This window comes from Actinomadura sp. NPDC048394, from assembly GCF_040651755.1.
Lineage (GTDB): Bacteria > Actinomycetota > Actinomycetes > Streptosporangiales > Streptosporangiaceae > Spirillospora > Spirillospora montaniterrae.
In genome coordinates this window covers 21,453-35,944 of the sequence record NZ_JBEZJL010000006.1, presented here as the reverse complement: position 1 = coordinate 35,944, position 14,492 = coordinate 21,453, and the positions used below count along the sequence as shown (strand labels likewise).

The window sequence follows — 14,492 nt, the reverse complement described above, 5'->3', positions numbered from 1 at the left end:
TCGCGCGGTCCCGCGAGCCGCCCGCCTGTGGGCCGTCACCTGACCGCGGGCGGCCGCGGGTGGTCCCGCCCGGACGGATCAGGCGCCGAGGGGGAGGATGTCGCCCTCGGCGAGCTTGCGGCCGGCGATGCCGGCGAAGCCGTCCCGGTCGGTGTAGCTCTCCTCGCCGATGATGCGGCCCTGCTCGTCGATCGGCCACACGATCGCCATCCGGGTCTCGTACAGGTAGAACGCGTCGGGGTCGTCGACCTCGATGCCGAGGGCGAGCAGCGTCCGCCCCGGGTAGGCCATCCGCATCAGCCCGTCGGTGACCACGCAGTCGCGGTCGACGGCGAGCCGGTCGATGTCGTGCTCCAGCTGGGTCGCGCCGGACGCGACGAAGTCGCTGTAGAAGGCGCGGACCTCGGCGCGGCCGCGCGGCCGCATGCCGGGCGCGCCCGGCATGCCCATCCGGTACGCGGGCTCGTCGGTGAGGGTGTCCATCAGGCCGTCGAGGTCGCCGCGGGACTCGGCCTTGGTGTGGGTGATGACGATCTCGAGGTTCCTGCGCAGGATCGGGTCGGTCTCCCGGGCCAGCCGCTCCTCGAGCGCGGCCCACGACTTCCTCGGGTCGATGACAGCCATCCCGATCTCCCTCCGGTTGTGTATGCCGTAGACTTAGCAGGGTGGCCACGGAACCGTCAACGAACTCCTCCGCCGTCGTCCGGCGCGGCCGGACCGTGCGGGACGTCCTGTCGGCGGCGCTGGGCGTGCTCGACGAGGGCGGGCTGGAGGCGCTGACCATGGCCGCCACCGCCGCCCGGCTCGGGGTCACCCCGATGGCGATCTACCGGCACGTCAAGGACCGGGACGCGCTGCTGGCCGGGGTGTCCGGCCTCGTCCTGGAGGACGTGGCCGCCCCCGGCCCGGGGGCCGCCGTGCCGTGGGACGACGCGGTCGAGCTGTGGATGCGGGACGTGCGCCGCTGCCTCGTCGCCCATCCCTGGATCGCGCCGCTGTTCGGCACGCACGCGCGGCTCTCACCCGCCTGGGCCGCGGCCCTCGACCGGCTGCTGGCCGCACTCGAACGCGGCCCGTTGGACGACGACGCGCGCGCGGACGCGTTCGTTTGGATCGCCCGCACGACCGTGGGCGTGGCGCTTCTGGAGGCCAAGGCCCCGCTGTCCGACGTGACCCACGACGTGGGGGCGGCGCTCGGCGACACGGTGCCGGGCGCGTCCGAACGCTGGTCCCGCATCGCCGGCCGCATGGCGGGCTACCACGACGACGACCTGTTCGACGACCTGGTCCGCCGTACCCGCGCCCGCCTCACCGACCCGCAGCCGTCTTGTTTCATGAAACAACCGGACGAGCACGACCTGTCCGACGACCAGTGGGCTCGCATCGCCGGCCTCCTCCCGCCCGACGGCCGCGGCCCGCACTGGATCGACCACCGCGCCGTCATCGACGGCATCCGCTTCCGCGAGCGCACCGGCGTCCCCTGGCGCCGCGTCCCCGCCCGCTACGGCCACTGGCGCACGATCTACGGCCGCTTCCGGCTGTGGACCCGCGACGGCACCTGGCAGCGCATCACGACCGCATTGGAATCCTGACGCCCGTCAGCCCTTCCGCAAACGGCGCCGCAGCAGAACGACCGGCGTCGCGGCCGCCATTCCGAGCGCGAACGGAGCCGCGGGAGCGAGCCCGCCGATGGCCTGATCGAAAGTGCCCGGGATGTGCAGCATCTTCATCCGGTTCACCGGCCACACCACGACGAAGGCGCGGCCGATGACCCGGTCCTCCGGAATGGCGCCGCCGCCGGGATCCTTCTGATGCGCGCGCGAATCCGCGGACAGTTCCCGGTGGTCCCCCATGACCCACAGCGTCCCCGGCTTCACCGTCACATCGAACGGCTGGTCGGACGGCTTGTTCTGCTCATGGGTGACCGGATCGGTGTACAGGTACGACCGCTCGTCCAGGGCCGTTCCGTTGACGGACACGCGGCCCTGCGCGTCGCAGCACTTCACATGGTCGCCCGGCACGCCGATGACCCGCTTGATGTAGTCCTTCTCGCCCGGCGCCACCCCGAACGCGCTGCCCACCCACCGGAAGAACCGCGACACCGGATTCGTCGGCTCCTCGTACGTCACCTCGGGATCCCAGGAGTCCATCCCGTTGAACACCACGATGTCGCCGCGCTTGACGTCGCGCGTATGGTAAACGACCTTGTTGACGAGGACCCGGTCGCCGATCTCCAGCGTGTTCTGCATGGATCCCGACGGAATGTAGAAGGCCTGCACCAGGAACGTCTTCACTACGAGCGCGAGCACCACGGCGACGACGATGAGGACGGGCAGCTCCTTCCAGAACGACCCTTTCCTCTTCTTCTTCGCCGGCTCCGACGAGTCGCCGTCCGCTCCCGGCTCCGCTCCGCCGGACGGCCGCTCCGAGGCCTCGTCTCCAGGTGCGGACCTGTCGAGGTCCTCCTCGCGGGGCGCCGCGCCGTCAGAGCTGGAATGCATGTCTCTCCGATCCCCCTCGGGCCTGCCGTCCAGGCGGGATCCTACTGTCGCGGCGCCCCGTCCCCTCCCCGAAGAGACCCCTCTCCACCGAACCCGGCGTCCGAAATCAACCGATCAGAGAAACAAATCCGGCTCTAGCCTCGATCTTTCGTGAGGTCGGTTGGGTCGCGGAGCGACCCAACCGACCCTTCGTTTTCGGTGGCGGGTTAGCTGTTTGGCCCGACTGTCGCGTCGGGTGGGCGGGGTTCCACGGGCCCTGGTGGTCTCCTTCCTGGTGTTGATGGGACGGCTTGTTGCTGGTCAGGGTGCGGGCAGCAGCTGCAGCCGGGTGATCGCGGTGGTGATCAGGTCGGTCCAGGGCCAGCGGTTGCTCAGCCGGAGTCTGAGCCGTCGTCCTCCGCGGACCAGGCGTCCGGCGGCGGAGAAGACCCGCAGCCGCAGGCGTTTGGGTTCCCAGGTGCGGGCCGGGTGGCCGGTCAGGGCGAGCATCTGGGTCCAGGCGGTCAGGTCGGCGGCCAGTGCGACCACCTCCAGCCAGATCTGGTTGGCGGCGGCGTCGTGCAGGGGCAGGTTGCGCAGGCCGGTGTCCTTGGCGCAGCGGATGCGGTCCTCGCAGCGAGCGCGGCGGCGGTGGCGCAGCTCCAGATCGGCGAGCTGCCCGTGCCGGGTTCCGGTGACAAAGCACGTGAAGCGGTGCCCGTCGATGTCGGTGAACCGTAGTTGCGCGCCGGGGTGCGGGCGTTCGCGTCGGACGATGACCCGCATGCCCTTGGGCCACGACGACAGGTCCAGCATGCCGGTCAGCTCGGCCACCCACGCCCCGGGGCGGGGCTGCCGGTCGGCGTCGTAGGCCGCCTGCCACACGTGCTCGGGCAGGGCGAGGATCGCGGCGCAGATGTCGTCGGTGAGGTTGAAACCGATCGAGTACTTGACGCGGCGGGCGGTGACCCAGTCCAGGAACTCATGCGTGCCGCCACCCGAATCGGTCCGGATGATGACCTGTTTGTGCAGGCGGGACGGAATCTGGTTGAGGGCCAGGCGGCCCGCGGTGATGTGGTCGGCGGCGGTGTTGGACCCGGCATTGCCCGGCCGCAGCACCAGCGCGGCGGCCTCACCGGTCCCGCCCGGGCCGTGGTCGATGAACGCGGTCATCGGGTGGAACCCGAAGGTGCGCTTCCAGGTCGGGGCGGCCTGGTCCTTGTCCGAATGCGCGATCACGATGGTCGCGTCCAGGTCCACCGGGATCAGGTCGCCGTCGGCGCCCGGAGCACGATCACCGGCCAGAGCCCAGGCCCGCTCGCGTGCCTGGGCCCGCGCGGTGCGGATCGCCCGCAACGCCGCCGGCCCGGCCTGTGCCAGGGTCTTGACCAGCCGCGACACTGTCGGATCGGAGGCCACCGGCCCGTATAACTCCGGTGAGGACCGCAGCACCGCTATGTCGGCCAGGCAGTCTCCGCCCAGCGCCAGTGTCACCGCCAGGTCCGTCATGATCTTCCCGGGATCGTGCACCGCCCGCGACGTCCGCCACCGCGCCAGCGCCCGTGACAGGCCCTGGTCCAGGCCCGTCACCCGCAGCGCCTCGATCAGCAGCAGGCCGCCCGCCTGGGAGGCGATCCCCGCGCCGTCCCCGGACACCACGATCTTGGCCTTGCGGCCGGTAGTCTTCACTTGGAAAGTGCTCCAGAACTCGGCGCGGACAGGACCTTCAGCAAGCCCTATCCTCCCAGTTCAGGAGCACTTTTCTCATGTCAACGACCAGCCGGAATCAATCCGCCATGAAAGCGCGAGGTTAGAGTCCGACCACGGTGGCGCCCTCGATGGCCAGGGCCTGGACCACTGGCCGGTGCCGCAGCCGAGTTCAAGGACGCGCTTGCCAGTGCCAGCAACGTCACCCAGAGCAGGCCGGTACGCGTCGGGAATAGCGGACATGCCCCCCAACCGGGGCGCGGCGCCGATCTGCAGCTCGTGCTCATGCTGGTAGGACAGGTTGATCTGGTTCCACAACTGCCGGTTGGCGGGACACTGTCCACCTGCCGACTTCAGCACTGCCCGCCGGGCGCGGTCAAAACGACTAGGGCACGGACGGGATCATTGCAAGGCGGCCCCGCGTCAGCTCGCCTGCTGGCTCGGCGCCGGGACCACGGCGGATTGTGCATGCGGTGTCGCTCCTGTGGCAAGCCGATACGCGACTTGCCTCGACCAAGCGATGATGCCGCAGGGGCCCAATCGGGCCCGTTTCGCGTAGTCCAGTAAAGGTGGGTGGGCCGCTTCCGTCGTCAGGGCTGGGACGGGCTGACCGAACGCCGCAGCGCCCCCCGCTCCAGCCCGCCAAAGACCCCGGCCCAGACCGAGCAGCGGGTGCTCGCTGCACGCCGCGGGCTGCGCGCCGGTCCCGACCACATCGCCGCGGTGACCGGGGTACCGGCCCGCATCGTCACCCGCATCCTGCGCCGCCACGGTGTCCCGGTCCTGGCCGCCTTCGACCCGATCACCGGGAACCAGATCCGCGCGGCCCGCCACAGCGACCGCCGGTACGAGCACGATGAGCCGGTGCGCTGATCCATCTGGACGTCAAGCATCTCGACCGGGTCCCCGACGGCGGCGGCTGGCGGGTGCACGGACGCAGCGAAGCCGTCCGCGGCCGCGTCCACACCGCCATCGACGACCACACCCGCCTCGCCTACGCCGAAGACCTGCCCGATGAGAAGCGCGCCACCTGCGCAACGTTCCTGGCCAGGGTGGCGGCGTTCTTCGCCGCGCACGGCATCACCCGCATCCAGCGGGTGCTGACCGACAACGCCCGCAACCACCGGGTCAGCCATGCTTTCCAACAGGCATGCACCGACCTGGGCGCCCGCCAGAAGTTCACCCGGCCGCGCTGTCCGTGGACCAACGGAAAGGCCGAACGCCTCAACCGCGCCCTGACCACCGAATGGGCCTACCGGCGCCCCCTACACCAGCAACGACCAGCGCACTCAAGCCCTCGACCCCTGGCACGAGCACCACAACACCACCCGTCCACACTCCGCGCTCGGCGGCAAGCCACCCATCATCCGACTGTCACCAAGATCATGATCAAGTACACCTCCCGGCGCCGATGGTTGCCGTCGTCGCGAGGGTTGCCAGCGATCAACGAGAGTCGCAAGATCGCCGGAAGGGTGCTTGATTCCACGGCGACTTCACCGACGCCGAGCACCCCCGGAAGCAGTGACCATCTGCGGGATGGCCCCGCGAGAAACGCTCATGTCCGTGCCGTACCGCAATCAGCAGCCAAGGGTTCCGTGACAGAGCCAGCGGCGCGGGCTTGAGCCTTCAATGCCTCGCAGGTGCATCGTCAGGTATTGATCCTGCGCAGCAGCCGAGGACTGCCTCAGGGGCTGTGAGGCGGTGTGGCGTGGGGGTGAGGTTCGGGTGGCCGGAGCGTGCCATCTGGTGTCGCTTGGTCTTGGTGGCAACGTGGTGGCAAATGATCAGAGGTCGGTTTAGGATCTCTCCTGAACCGACCTCTGACCTGGGTGTTCTCGGTGGAGCTGAGGGGATTTGAACCCCTGACCCCCTCGATGCGAACGAGGTGCGCTACCGGACTGCGCTACAGCCCCGAGGACTCTGTAAGGTTAGCGCACTTCGAGGGGTGCTCGCGCACGGCCGGGTCATTCGCCGACGGCGCGGCGGTCGTCGGCGTACTGGTCGAAGACCTCCTCCGGCGTGACCAGCTCGATGACCTCGGCGGGTTCGGCCTCCTGCTCGGCGCGGCGGGCCTCGATCGCGCGGGCGCGGGCGGCGGCGCGGGCCTCGGCGGCGGCGCGGCGGCGGGCGGCGTCCATGCCGACGGCGACGCGCAGCAGCGTGAGGTGGCCGGCCAGCAGCAGCGTCGGCGGCAGCACCGACCACCAGGGCAGCACACCGGACGCGACGAGGGCCACGGCGGTGACGAGCAGGGCCGCGAGGCCGGACGTGCGGCGGCGGCGCCGGGCGATGACGGCGCCGCGGGTCACCGGACGGCGGGGCCGCGGGGCCTCCTGCGGCTCGTCGGCCTCCTGCGGCTCCTCCTCGGCGTCCTGGGGCGCCTCGGTGGTCTCCTCGTCGCCGTCGAGTTCGTCGGCGCGCTTGTGGAGGAGCCGGGTGATGCCGGCGTTCTCGGTGTCGCGGCGCAGCCACATGGGTACCAGGACGATGGCCCAGACCGCGACGATGGCGAGGTAGAGGACGGCGCTGCTCACGCGGTCACCGCCCCGGGCCGTCCCAGGGCACGCGGAATCGGCGGGCCGACTTTCGGCGCGCGGGCGTGCAATGGGAGCAGGGTCACGCCCCGCACGGTACGAGCCGGTGTCAGAGGTTGACGAGCATAAGGGGCGGTGTGTCGCGAGATCGATGCCGCCGTTACTCTCCGTTTGCCGAGTCTTCTCGATCGCAGGATTCTTACGCGGCGAAAGTCACTCCGGACTCAAGTGCGCCGGGGAAATGCCTGTTTGCGTTCGGCCAGCCAGCGGGCGCGCAGGCCACCGGGGACGTCCTCGACGGTCAGGGCGTAGCAGATGTGGTCGCGCCAGGCGCCGTCGATGTGCAGATGGCGGCGGCGAATTCCTTCTTCCCGGAATCCGAGCTTTTCGACGACGCGGCGGCTGGCGGCGTTCTCGGGGCGGATATTCGCTTCGAGGCGGTGCAGGCCGACGGTGAAGAAACAGTGGTCGACGGCGAGGGCGACCGCGGTGGGAATGACGCCGCGTCCGGCGACCTGCTTGTCGACCCAGTAGCCGATCTGGGCGGAGCGGGCCGAGCCCCAGACGATCGCGCCGATGGTGAGCTGGCCGACGAAGTTGTCCTCGTGGGTGACGACCCAGGGCAGGGCGAGGCCTTGGCGGGCCTCGCGGCGCATGGTGTGCACCATGCTGACGTAGGGGCCGAGGCCGCTGCGGAACAGCGGCGTCTCGGGGTTGGTGGGCTCCCAGGGGCGCAGCCAGTCGGCGTTGCGGACCCGCAGCTCGCGCCAGGTGGCGGCGTCGCGGTGCCGCAGCGGTCGCAGCCCGACGGGACCCTCGGTGAGGGTGACCGGCCATCCCCGCAATCGTTCCACGGTTCCATGATTCCCTGGTAGGACCTGCGAACGCCATCCATTGTGGCCGGGAAATCGCCTGGGGGCGCGCGGGTCACACCCAGTGGCCGGCCTTCATGACGCGGTGGACGGACATGTCGTCGTTCAGGACCACAAGGTCGGCGTCCTTGCCAGGTTCGAGCGAGCCGACACGCGAGTCGAGGCCCAGCGCGCGCGCCGGGACGAGGGACGCCGCCACAGCCGCCTCTTCTATCGGCAGGCCGAGGACGGCGACGGTGCGGCGGAACGCGTCCGCCATCGTGATCGTGCTTCCGGCGATGGACGTCCCGCCCGCGAGGGTGGCGCGGCCGTCGCGGACCTGGACGTCCATGACGCCGAGCCGGTAGTCGCCGTCGCCCATGCCGGCGGCGGCCATCGCGTCGGTGATCAGGGCGACGCGGCCGGGGGCGGCCGCGAGGGCCAGCCGGGCGACCGCGGCCTCCACGTGCACGCCGTCGTTGATCAGTTCGGCGGTGACGCGGGGGTCGTTGAGGGCGGCGGCGACCGGGCCGCCCTCGCGGTGGTGCAGCGGGCGCATGGCGTTGAACAGGTGGGTCGCGACGGTCGCGCCCGCGTCGAACGCGGCCCGGGCGGTCGCGCCGGGCGCGTCGGTGTGCCCGACCGCGGCGATCACGCCGGCGGACGCGGCGTCACGGACGAGGTCGAGCGCGCCGGGCAGCTCGGGCGCCAGGGTGATCATGCGGAGGTGGCCGCCGCCGAGCCGGGCGAGGCGGGCGAACTCGGCGCGGTCGGGGTGGCGCAGGAGGCCGGGGTCGTGGGCGCCGCAGCGGTCCCGGGCGAGGTAGGGGCCTTCGAGGTGGACGCCGGCGATGAGGCCGTCGGCGGCGAGGTCGGCGAGGTTCGCGACCGCATTGGCGAGCTCATCGGGCGTGCCGGTGACGAGGCTGGCGACCGTCGTGGTCGTCCCGTGGGCCAGGTGGAAACGGGCGGCCTTTTCAGCCTCTTCGGGACGTCCGGTCTGGTACGACGCGCCCGCGCCGCCGTGGACGTGCATGTCCACGAAGCCGGGGACGACGTGCCGCCCGCCGAGGTCGACGGTCTCGCCGGGCCCGGCGGACGAGACGGCGAGGCGGCCGCCGGCGATGTGCAGCGTCCCGGTCGTGACGCCGCCGGGCAGGACGATCCGGGCGTTCGTGAGAGTCGTCATCGTGCGTCCAGGATGACCGAGCGGGTGAGGTTCCGTGGACGGTCGGGATCGTCCCCGCGCGCGCGGGCGATCTCGACGGCGAGCCGCTGCGCCCTGATCAGGTCCGCGAGCGGGTCCAGCGAGGTGGTGATCATCGTGCCGCCGGCGTCCGCGACCTGGCCGGCGAGGCCCGCCGGCGGCTCGCCGAACATCCAGGCGACGCGGCCGGGCCCGGTGACCGCGATCGGGCCGTGCCGGTACTCCATGGCGGGATACGACTCGGTCCACGCGCCCGCGGCCTCGCGCATCTTCAGGGCGGCCTCGTGCGCGAGGCCGATCGTCCAGCCGCGGCCGAGGAAGGTGAACTGGTCCGCGGCGACGGCCGCGGCGGGCAGCGGCTCGGCGGCGGCCCGCTCGGCGTCGGCGATCACCCCGGCGACGTCCTCGCCGAGGTGGGCGCGGAGCAGGACGAGCTGGGTCGTGGCGTAGCGGGTCTGCACCACCGAGCGCTCGTCGGCGTAGTCGAGGACGACGATCTCGTCCGCGGCGTTCATCACCGGCGTCGCGGCGTCGGCCGTGATCGCGACGGTCGGGGTCGTGCCGCGCACGCGCGCCAACACGTCCAGGACCTCGGTGGTCGTGCCGGACCTGGTCAGCGCGAGGAGCCGGTCGTAGCGGCGGCCGGCCGGGAACTCGGACGCGGCGAACGCGTCGGTCTCGCCGTGCCCGGCGGCCTCGCGGAGCGCCGCGTACGCCTGGGCGACGAACCAGGACGTCCCGCATCCGATCACCGCGGTCCGCTCGCCGCGCCGGGGCAGCACGGGCGCGAGGTCCGCGGCCGTCGCGGCGGCCCGCCGCCAGCGGCCGGGCTGCGACGCGATCTCGGCCTCGGTGTGCCCGCCGCCGCGCTCCGCCATGGACCTCTCCCTCTGCAGCCGCCTGCGTGTTCTTGCTTGTTCAATACCAAATCCGAGCAGAAAAGACCATAGTGGTGCATCGCTACAATCCAGGCCAGAGCCGTCCCGCGGGGCCGTCCGCGTACCGGAAAGGGGCCGGGGTGACACGCCACGAACGCTGGAACGCGCTGCTCGAGATGCTCGCGGGCGCCGGCCGGCTGAGCGTCGAGGAGGCGGCGGCCCGGATGGCGGTGTCGGCCGCGACGATCCGCCGCGACTTCGACCAGCTCGCGCAGCAGCAGATGCTCACCCGCACGCGCGGCGGCGCCGTCGCCGAGAGCGTCAGCTACGACCTGCCGCTGCGCTACAAGACCGCGCGGAACGCGACGGAGAAGCAGCGCATCGCCGCCGCGACCGCCGAGCTCGCCCGGCCCGGGTCGATCATCGGGCTGAACGGCGGCACCACGACGTCCGAGGTGGCGCGGGTGCTCGCGACGCGCGCCGACCTGCACGCCGAGGGCGGCTCCCCCGCGATCACCATCGTGACGAACGCGCTGAACATCGGCACCGAGCTCGCCGTCCGGCCGCACGTGAAGATCGTGCTGACCGGCGGCGTGCCGCGCCCGCAGTCCTACGAGCTGACCGGCCCGCTGGCCAGCGGGATCTTCGACCACGTGACGCTGGACGTGGCGGTCCTCGGCGTCAACGGGGTGGCGGTCGAGCACGGCGCGACCTGCCACAACGAGGGCGAGGCGGACGTCAACCGGCTGATGGCCGAGCGCGCCGACCAGGTGGTGGTGGTCGCGGACGGCTCGAAGGTGGGGCGCCGCGCGTTCGCCCGGATCTGCGACACGAGCCGGATCGACGTCCTGGTCACCGACGGCACCGTCCCCGCCGCGGACGTCGCGGCCTTCACCGAGGCCGGCGTCCGGGTCGTCCAGGCCTGACCCAGGGGGCGGCCGATCCTGACCTGGTTCGTCCAGGCCCGACGCGGGCTAGCCCGCCGGCGGGCGCGGGTGGTCGCCGCCGCCGATCTGGTCGACGGCGTGCGCCAGGACGCGGCCGAGGACGGCCATGCCGTCGCGCACGCCGCCCGTCGAGCCGGGCAGGTTGACGATCAGCGTGCGGCCCGCGAGGCCGGCGAGGCCGCGCGACAGGATCGCGGCGGGCACCTTGTCGCGGCCCTCCAGCCGGATCGCCTCGGCGATCCCCGGGACCTCGCGCTCGATCACGAGCCGGGTCATCTCGGGCGTCCGGTCGGTCGGGGTGAGGCCGGTGCCGCCGGACGTCACGACGACGTCGTAGCCCTGCGCGACCGCGTCCCGCAGCACCTCGGCGACCGGCTCGCCGTCCGGCACCACGACCGGTCCGTCGACCTGGCAGCCGAGGTCCTCCAGCAGCTCGACCAGCACCGGGCCCGACTTGTCGGCGTAGACGCCGGCCGCCGCGCGGTTGGACACGGTGACCGCCATCGCCCGGATCATCGCCGCCACACGCCGGTCTTGCCGCCGGTCTTCTCCTCGACCCGCACGTCGGTGATCACGGCGGCCGGGTCGACCGCCTTGACCATGTCGACCAGCGCGAGCGCGGCGACGGAGACGGACGTGAGCGCCTCCATCTCCACGCCGGTGCGGTCGGCGGTGCGGGTCACGGCCGTGATCGCCACGCCGTCGTCGCGGATCTCCAGCTCGACGGTGACACCGTGCAGCGCGATCGGGTGGCAGAGCGGCACCAGGTCGGGGACGCGCTTGGCCCCCATGATCCCGGCGATCCGGGCGACCGACAGCGCGTCGCCCTTCGGCATGTCGCCGGCGCGCAGCAACCCGACGCATTCGGCGGAAAGCCGGACGAACCCGGTCGCGGTGGCGGTCCTGGCCGACACGTCCTTGGCGGACACGTCCACCATGCGGGCCGCGCCCTTGTCGTCCAGATGCGAGAACTCGGTGCCCATGGCACTCATGGCAACCTCATGACGTCTACGTGCGAGCCGGCGGGCAGCGCCTCGGTGTCCTCCGGCAGGGCGATCAGCGCGTTCGCCATGGCGAGCGAGCCGAGCTGGTGGGACCCCTGCGTCTCCGCCGGGGAGACGGTGTAGTGACCGCGGTTGGACGACAGCCGTCCGCGCAGGAAATGCCGCAGCCCGGCAGGCGACCTGACGTCCTCGGCCAGGACGGCGCTGACGGTGGGCATCGGTTCGGGCGGGAGCCCCTGCATGGCGCGCAAGGCGGGACGCACGAAAACCTGGAACGAGACGTATGCGCTTACGGGGTTCCCTGGGAGCGTGAAGACGGGCGTGCCTTCCAGTAGCCCGAACCCCTGCGGCTTACCCGGGCGCATACGCACCTTGTGGAACCGCACGGTGCCGGTACCGGACAGCACCTCCTTCACCACGTCCCTTGTGCCCATGGACACACCGCCCGAGGTGATGATGGCATCGGCCCGGACGAGCTGGTCCTCCAGCATCTCCATGACCTTGGCGGGCTCGTCGTGGACGGTCGCCTGCCGGAAGCCCATCCCGCCCGCCTCCACCACGGCGGCGGTGAGCATGTAGCTGTTGGACTCCCAGATCTGCCCCGGCGCGAGCTGCGTACCGGGCTCCTGTAGCTCGTCCCCTGTGGAGACGACGACGACGCGCGGTTTCGGCCTTACGACGACATGCGAGCGCCCTACGGCGGCGGCCATGCCGATCTGCGTCGCGCCCAGCCGCGTCCCGGCCTCCACGACGGTCTGCCCCGCGAGGACGTCCTCGCCGGACCGCCGGATGTAGTTCCCGGCCGGTGCGGGACGGCTGATGCGGACGGTCGCGGCGCCGCCGTCCGTCCACTCGACCGGGATGACCGCGTCGGCGCCGGCGGGCAGCGGGGCGCCCGTCATGATGCGCGCGGTCAGGCCCGTCCGGATCGCGGAGACGCCCGGGTCCCCGGCGACGATGTCCCCGACCACGGGGAGCGCGACCGGTTCCGCCTCGGTGGCCCCCGCGATGTCCGCCGCGACGACGGCGTAGCCGTCCATCGCGGAGTTGTCGAACGGGGGCAGCGGGACCGGCGCGGTGACGGGCTCGGCGAGCACCGTCCCCTGCGCCTCCAGCAGCGCGAGGTCGAGCGGCGGCAGCGCCGCGACGCTGCCGAGGATCTCCGTCAGGTGCTCATCGACCGTTCTCATGCCCACGGCCCCAGTGTGACGGGTCGTCACGCGTCGCCGGAGCCGCCCACGCCGTCCGCGGCGTCATGGGTCTGGACGAACTCGCGCAGCCACGGGATGAACTCGGGCGCGAGATCGGGGCGCTCGGCGGCGAACTGCACGACCGTCCGCAGGTACTCCAGCTTGTTGCCGGTGTCGTAGCGGCGGCCGCGGAACTTCACGCCGTACACGCCGCCGCCGTTGTCGGCGGGCATGTCGGCGAGGGTGCGCAGCGCGTCGGTCAGCTGGATCTCGCCGCCGCGGCCGGGCGGGGTCTTCTCCAGCACGTCGAACACCGCGGGGTCGCAGACGTACCGGCCGATGATGATCCAGTTGCTCGGCGCCTCCTCGGGCGCGGGCTTCTCGACCAGGTCGGAGATGCGCACGACGTCGTCCTCGCCGGTCGCCTCGATGGCCGCGCAGCCGTAGGCGGACACCTGGTCGGGCTCGACCTCCATCAGCGCCACGACGCTGCCGCCGTACTGGCCGCGCACCTCGATCATCCGCTGCAGGAGCTTGTCGCGCGCGTCGATCATGTCGTCGCCGAGCAGCACCGCGAACGGCTCGTCGCCGACGTGCTGGCGGGCGCAGTGCACCGCGTGGCCGAGCCCGCGCGGCTCGCCCTGCCGGACGTAGTGCATGATCGCCAGGTCGGCGGACTCGCGGATGGCCGCGAGGCGCTCGCTGTCGCCCTTGGCGTTGAGCGCCTCCTCCAGCTCGTAGGCGCGGTCGAAGTGGTCCTCGATGGACCGCTTGCTGCGCCCGGTGATCATGAGCACGTCGCTGAGGCCGGCGTCCACGGCCTCTTCGACGACGTACTGGATCGCCGGTTTGTCGACGACGGGCAGCATTTCCTTGGGCGTCGCCTTCGTGGCGGGCAAGAATCGGGTACCGAGGCCGGCCGCCGGTACGACGGCCTTGAGCACGGGTGCAATGTCGACCATGAAAAGACCCTAGCCATCCACGAGGACAACAGCGTGCACGACATCGTTTCGAAGACCGGCGTCCGCACCGGACTGCTGGAAAGGCGTGGGACCATGAGTCCCGAGGAGCGCGCCGCGGCGGGCAGGTCGCTGCGCGACGCGCTGCTGTCCGTGCCCGAGATCGAGATGGCGGGGACGATCGCCGCCTACGTCTCCGTCGGCACCGAACCGGACACCCGGAGCCTGCTGTTCGCGCTGTGGAAGCGCGGCGCGTACGTGCTCCTCCCCCGCCTGCTGCCGGACGGCGATCTCGACTGGGCGTCGTTCGAGGGTCCCGACTCGCTGGCGCCGGGCCCGCGCGGATGCCTGGAGCCGACGGAGCCGCCGCGCGGCCCGGGGGCCGTGGCCAGCGCGGACGTGGTCCTGACCCCGGCGGTCGCGGTCGACCGGACGGGCATGCGGCTGGGCCGCGGCGGCGGCTCGTACGACCGGGCGCTCGCCCGGGTGGGGCCCGCGATCCTGACGGTCGGGCTGGTGTACGACTCCGAGCTGGTGGACGAGCTCCCGTCGGAGCCGCACGACCAGCGGGTGCGCGCCGCGGCGACGCCGTCCGGGGGGCTGGTGCGGTTCGGCTGAGGCGGCGGCGGGCGTCCCGGCTCTCGGGAAGGCACCTCCGGTGGCCCGGGACGACGCCGGGAGGGCGCATCCGGCGGCCCCAGAGGTGTGGCCTCGCGGTTAGGAGGACCTGGCCCT

Annotated in this window: 14 protein-coding genes, 1 tRNA gene and 3 pseudogenes; 6 read left to right on the top strand and 12 right to left on the bottom strand. The window is 72.1% G+C overall.

Translation table 11 applies throughout. The features are described 5' to 3' along the window. Positions 1-78: 78 nt before the first annotated feature. Positions 79-624: a nuclear transport factor 2 family protein gene (locus AB0C78_RS05250; protein ID WP_360741933.1), complete on the bottom strand. Its 546-nt coding sequence runs from the start codon at positions 622-624 to the stop codon at positions 79-81. Between the two features lie 41 nt (positions 625-665). On the opposite strand from AB0C78_RS05250, the gene AB0C78_RS05245 reads away from it, so the two are divergent. Next, entirely contained in the window at positions 666-1,592 is a 927-nt protein-coding gene (locus AB0C78_RS05245; protein WP_360741930.1) for a transposase, read from the top strand. Between the two features lie 6 nt (positions 1,593-1,598). Here the strand turns inward: AB0C78_RS05245 and lepB are convergent, their stop codons facing one another. Further along, complete coding sequence (gene lepB / locus AB0C78_RS05240) at positions 1,599-2,501, bottom strand: signal peptidase I (protein WP_360741927.1); 903 nt, start codon at positions 2,499-2,501, stop codon at positions 1,599-1,601. A gap of 300 nt (positions 2,502-2,801) precedes the next feature. Beyond that, entirely contained in the window at positions 2,802-4,169 is a 1,368-nt protein-coding gene (locus AB0C78_RS05235; protein ID WP_360741924.1) for an IS1380 family transposase, read from the bottom strand. 591 nt (positions 4,170-4,760) lie between these two features. On the opposite strand from AB0C78_RS05235, the pseudogene AB0C78_RS05230 reads away from it, so the two are divergent. The 3 pseudogenes from AB0C78_RS05230 to AB0C78_RS05220 form a co-directional block, all read left to right on the top strand. Next, a pseudogene (locus tag AB0C78_RS05230) lies at positions 4,761-4,865 on the top strand (leucine zipper domain-containing protein); the annotation flags it as partial. A 138-nt stretch (positions 4,866-5,003) separates the two neighbouring features. After that, a pseudogene (locus AB0C78_RS05225) lies at positions 5,004-5,326 on the top strand (DDE-type integrase/transposase/recombinase); the annotation flags it as partial. A gap of 169 nt (positions 5,327-5,495) precedes the next feature. Further along, positions 5,496-5,576: pseudogene (locus AB0C78_RS05220) on the top strand (hypothetical protein); the annotation flags it as partial. 450 nt (positions 5,577-6,026) lie between these two features. On the opposite strand, the gene AB0C78_RS05215 reads toward AB0C78_RS05220, so the two are convergent. The 5 genes from AB0C78_RS05215 to AB0C78_RS05195 all read right to left on the bottom strand — a co-directional run bounded on the left by AB0C78_RS05215 (position 6,027) and on the right by AB0C78_RS05195 (position 9,657). Further along, positions 6,027-6,100 (bottom strand) — tRNA-Ala (locus AB0C78_RS05215). A 51-nt stretch (positions 6,101-6,151) separates the two neighbouring features. After that, positions 6,152-6,721, bottom strand: coding sequence for a hypothetical protein (locus tag AB0C78_RS05210; protein WP_360741921.1), 570 nt, complete (start codon positions 6,719-6,721; stop codon positions 6,152-6,154). A 224-nt stretch (positions 6,722-6,945) separates the two neighbouring features. Continuing rightward, a complete protein-coding gene (locus AB0C78_RS05205) occupies positions 6,946-7,566 on the bottom strand; it encodes a GNAT family protein (protein WP_151544796.1) in 621 nt (206 codons plus the stop codon). A gap of 82 nt (positions 7,567-7,648) precedes the next feature. After that, positions 7,649-8,761: an N-acetylglucosamine-6-phosphate deacetylase gene (nagA, locus tag AB0C78_RS05200; protein WP_360741918.1), complete on the bottom strand. Its 1,113-nt coding sequence runs from the start codon at positions 8,759-8,761 to the stop codon at positions 7,649-7,651. Next, positions 8,758-9,657 carry a sugar isomerase gene (locus tag AB0C78_RS05195; protein ID WP_360741915.1) on the bottom strand — a complete coding sequence of 300 codons (900 nt, stop codon included), beginning with the start codon at positions 9,655-9,657 and terminating at the stop codon, positions 8,758-8,760. The genes nagA and AB0C78_RS05195 overlap by 4 nt, the downstream gene beginning before the upstream one ends. A gap of 140 nt (positions 9,658-9,797) precedes the next feature. Here AB0C78_RS05195 and AB0C78_RS05190 point away from each other — a divergent pair, with 140 nt between their 5' ends. Continuing rightward, entirely contained in the window at positions 9,798-10,583 is a 786-nt protein-coding gene (locus tag AB0C78_RS05190) for a DeoR/GlpR family DNA-binding transcription regulator (RefSeq protein WP_360741912.1), read from the top strand. Positions 10,584-10,631: 48 nt separating this feature from the next. Here AB0C78_RS05190 and AB0C78_RS05185 read toward each other — a convergent pair whose 3' ends face one another. Genes AB0C78_RS05185 through galU form a run of 4 tightly spaced genes read right to left on the bottom strand, consistent with a single transcriptional unit; the run spans position 10,632 to position 13,760 of the window. After that, complete coding sequence (locus tag AB0C78_RS05185) at positions 10,632-11,108, bottom strand: MogA/MoaB family molybdenum cofactor biosynthesis protein (RefSeq protein ID WP_264159838.1); 477 nt, start codon at positions 11,106-11,108, stop codon at positions 10,632-10,634. A gap of 8 nt (positions 11,109-11,116) precedes the next feature. Beyond that, on the bottom strand, positions 11,117-11,596 hold the full coding sequence (gene moaC, locus AB0C78_RS05180) for a cyclic pyranopterin monophosphate synthase MoaC (protein ID WP_360741909.1): 480 nt from the start codon (positions 11,594-11,596) through the stop codon (positions 11,117-11,119). Then, positions 11,593-12,798: a gephyrin-like molybdotransferase Glp gene (gene glp / locus AB0C78_RS05175; RefSeq protein WP_360742352.1), complete on the bottom strand. Its 1,206-nt coding sequence runs from the start codon at positions 12,796-12,798 to the stop codon at positions 11,593-11,595. The genes moaC and glp overlap by 4 nt, the downstream gene beginning before the upstream one ends. 26 nt (positions 12,799-12,824) lie before the next feature. Then, positions 12,825-13,760: a UTP--glucose-1-phosphate uridylyltransferase GalU gene (gene galU, locus AB0C78_RS05170; RefSeq protein WP_360741906.1), complete on the bottom strand. Its 936-nt coding sequence runs from the start codon at positions 13,758-13,760 to the stop codon at positions 12,825-12,827. A gap of 33 nt (positions 13,761-13,793) precedes the next feature. On the opposite strand from galU, the gene AB0C78_RS05165 reads away from it, so the two are divergent. Beyond that, positions 13,794-14,375 (top strand): 5-formyltetrahydrofolate cyclo-ligase, encoded by a 582-nt coding sequence (locus AB0C78_RS05165; protein WP_360741903.1) that lies wholly within the window; start codon positions 13,794-13,796, stop codon positions 14,373-14,375. The last annotated feature ends 117 nt before the right edge of the window (positions 14,376-14,492 follow it).

Bases quoted from the DNA above. Each gene is read 5' to 3' on its own strand.
- moaC (WP_360741909.1), bottom strand. From the start codon at position 11,596: ATGAGTGCCATGGGCACCGAGTTCTCGCATCTGGACGACAAGGGCGCG.
- AB0C78_RS05195 (WP_360741915.1), bottom strand. From the start codon at position 9,657: ATGGCGGAGCGCGGCGGCGGGCACACCGAGGCCGAGATCGCGTCGCAG.
- lepB (WP_360741927.1), bottom strand. From the start codon at position 2,501: ATGCATTCCAGCTCTGACGGCGCGGCGCCCCGCGAGGAGGACCTCGAC.
- galU (WP_360741906.1), bottom strand. From the start codon at position 13,760: ATGGTCGACATTGCACCCGTGCTCAAGGCCGTCGTACCGGCGGCCGGC.
- AB0C78_RS05185 (WP_264159838.1), bottom strand. From the start codon at position 11,108: ATGGCGGTCACCGTGTCCAACCGCGCGGCGGCCGGCGTCTACGCCGAC.
- nagA (WP_360741918.1), bottom strand. From the start codon at position 8,761: ATGACGACTCTCACGAACGCCCGGATCGTCCTGCCCGGCGGCGTCACG.
- AB0C78_RS05250 (WP_360741933.1), bottom strand. From the start codon at position 624: ATGGCTGTCATCGACCCGAGGAAGTCGTGGGCCGCGCTCGAGGAGCGG.
- glp (WP_360742352.1), bottom strand. From the start codon at position 12,798: ATGAGAACGGTCGATGAGCACCTGACGGAGATCCTCGGCAGCGTCGCG.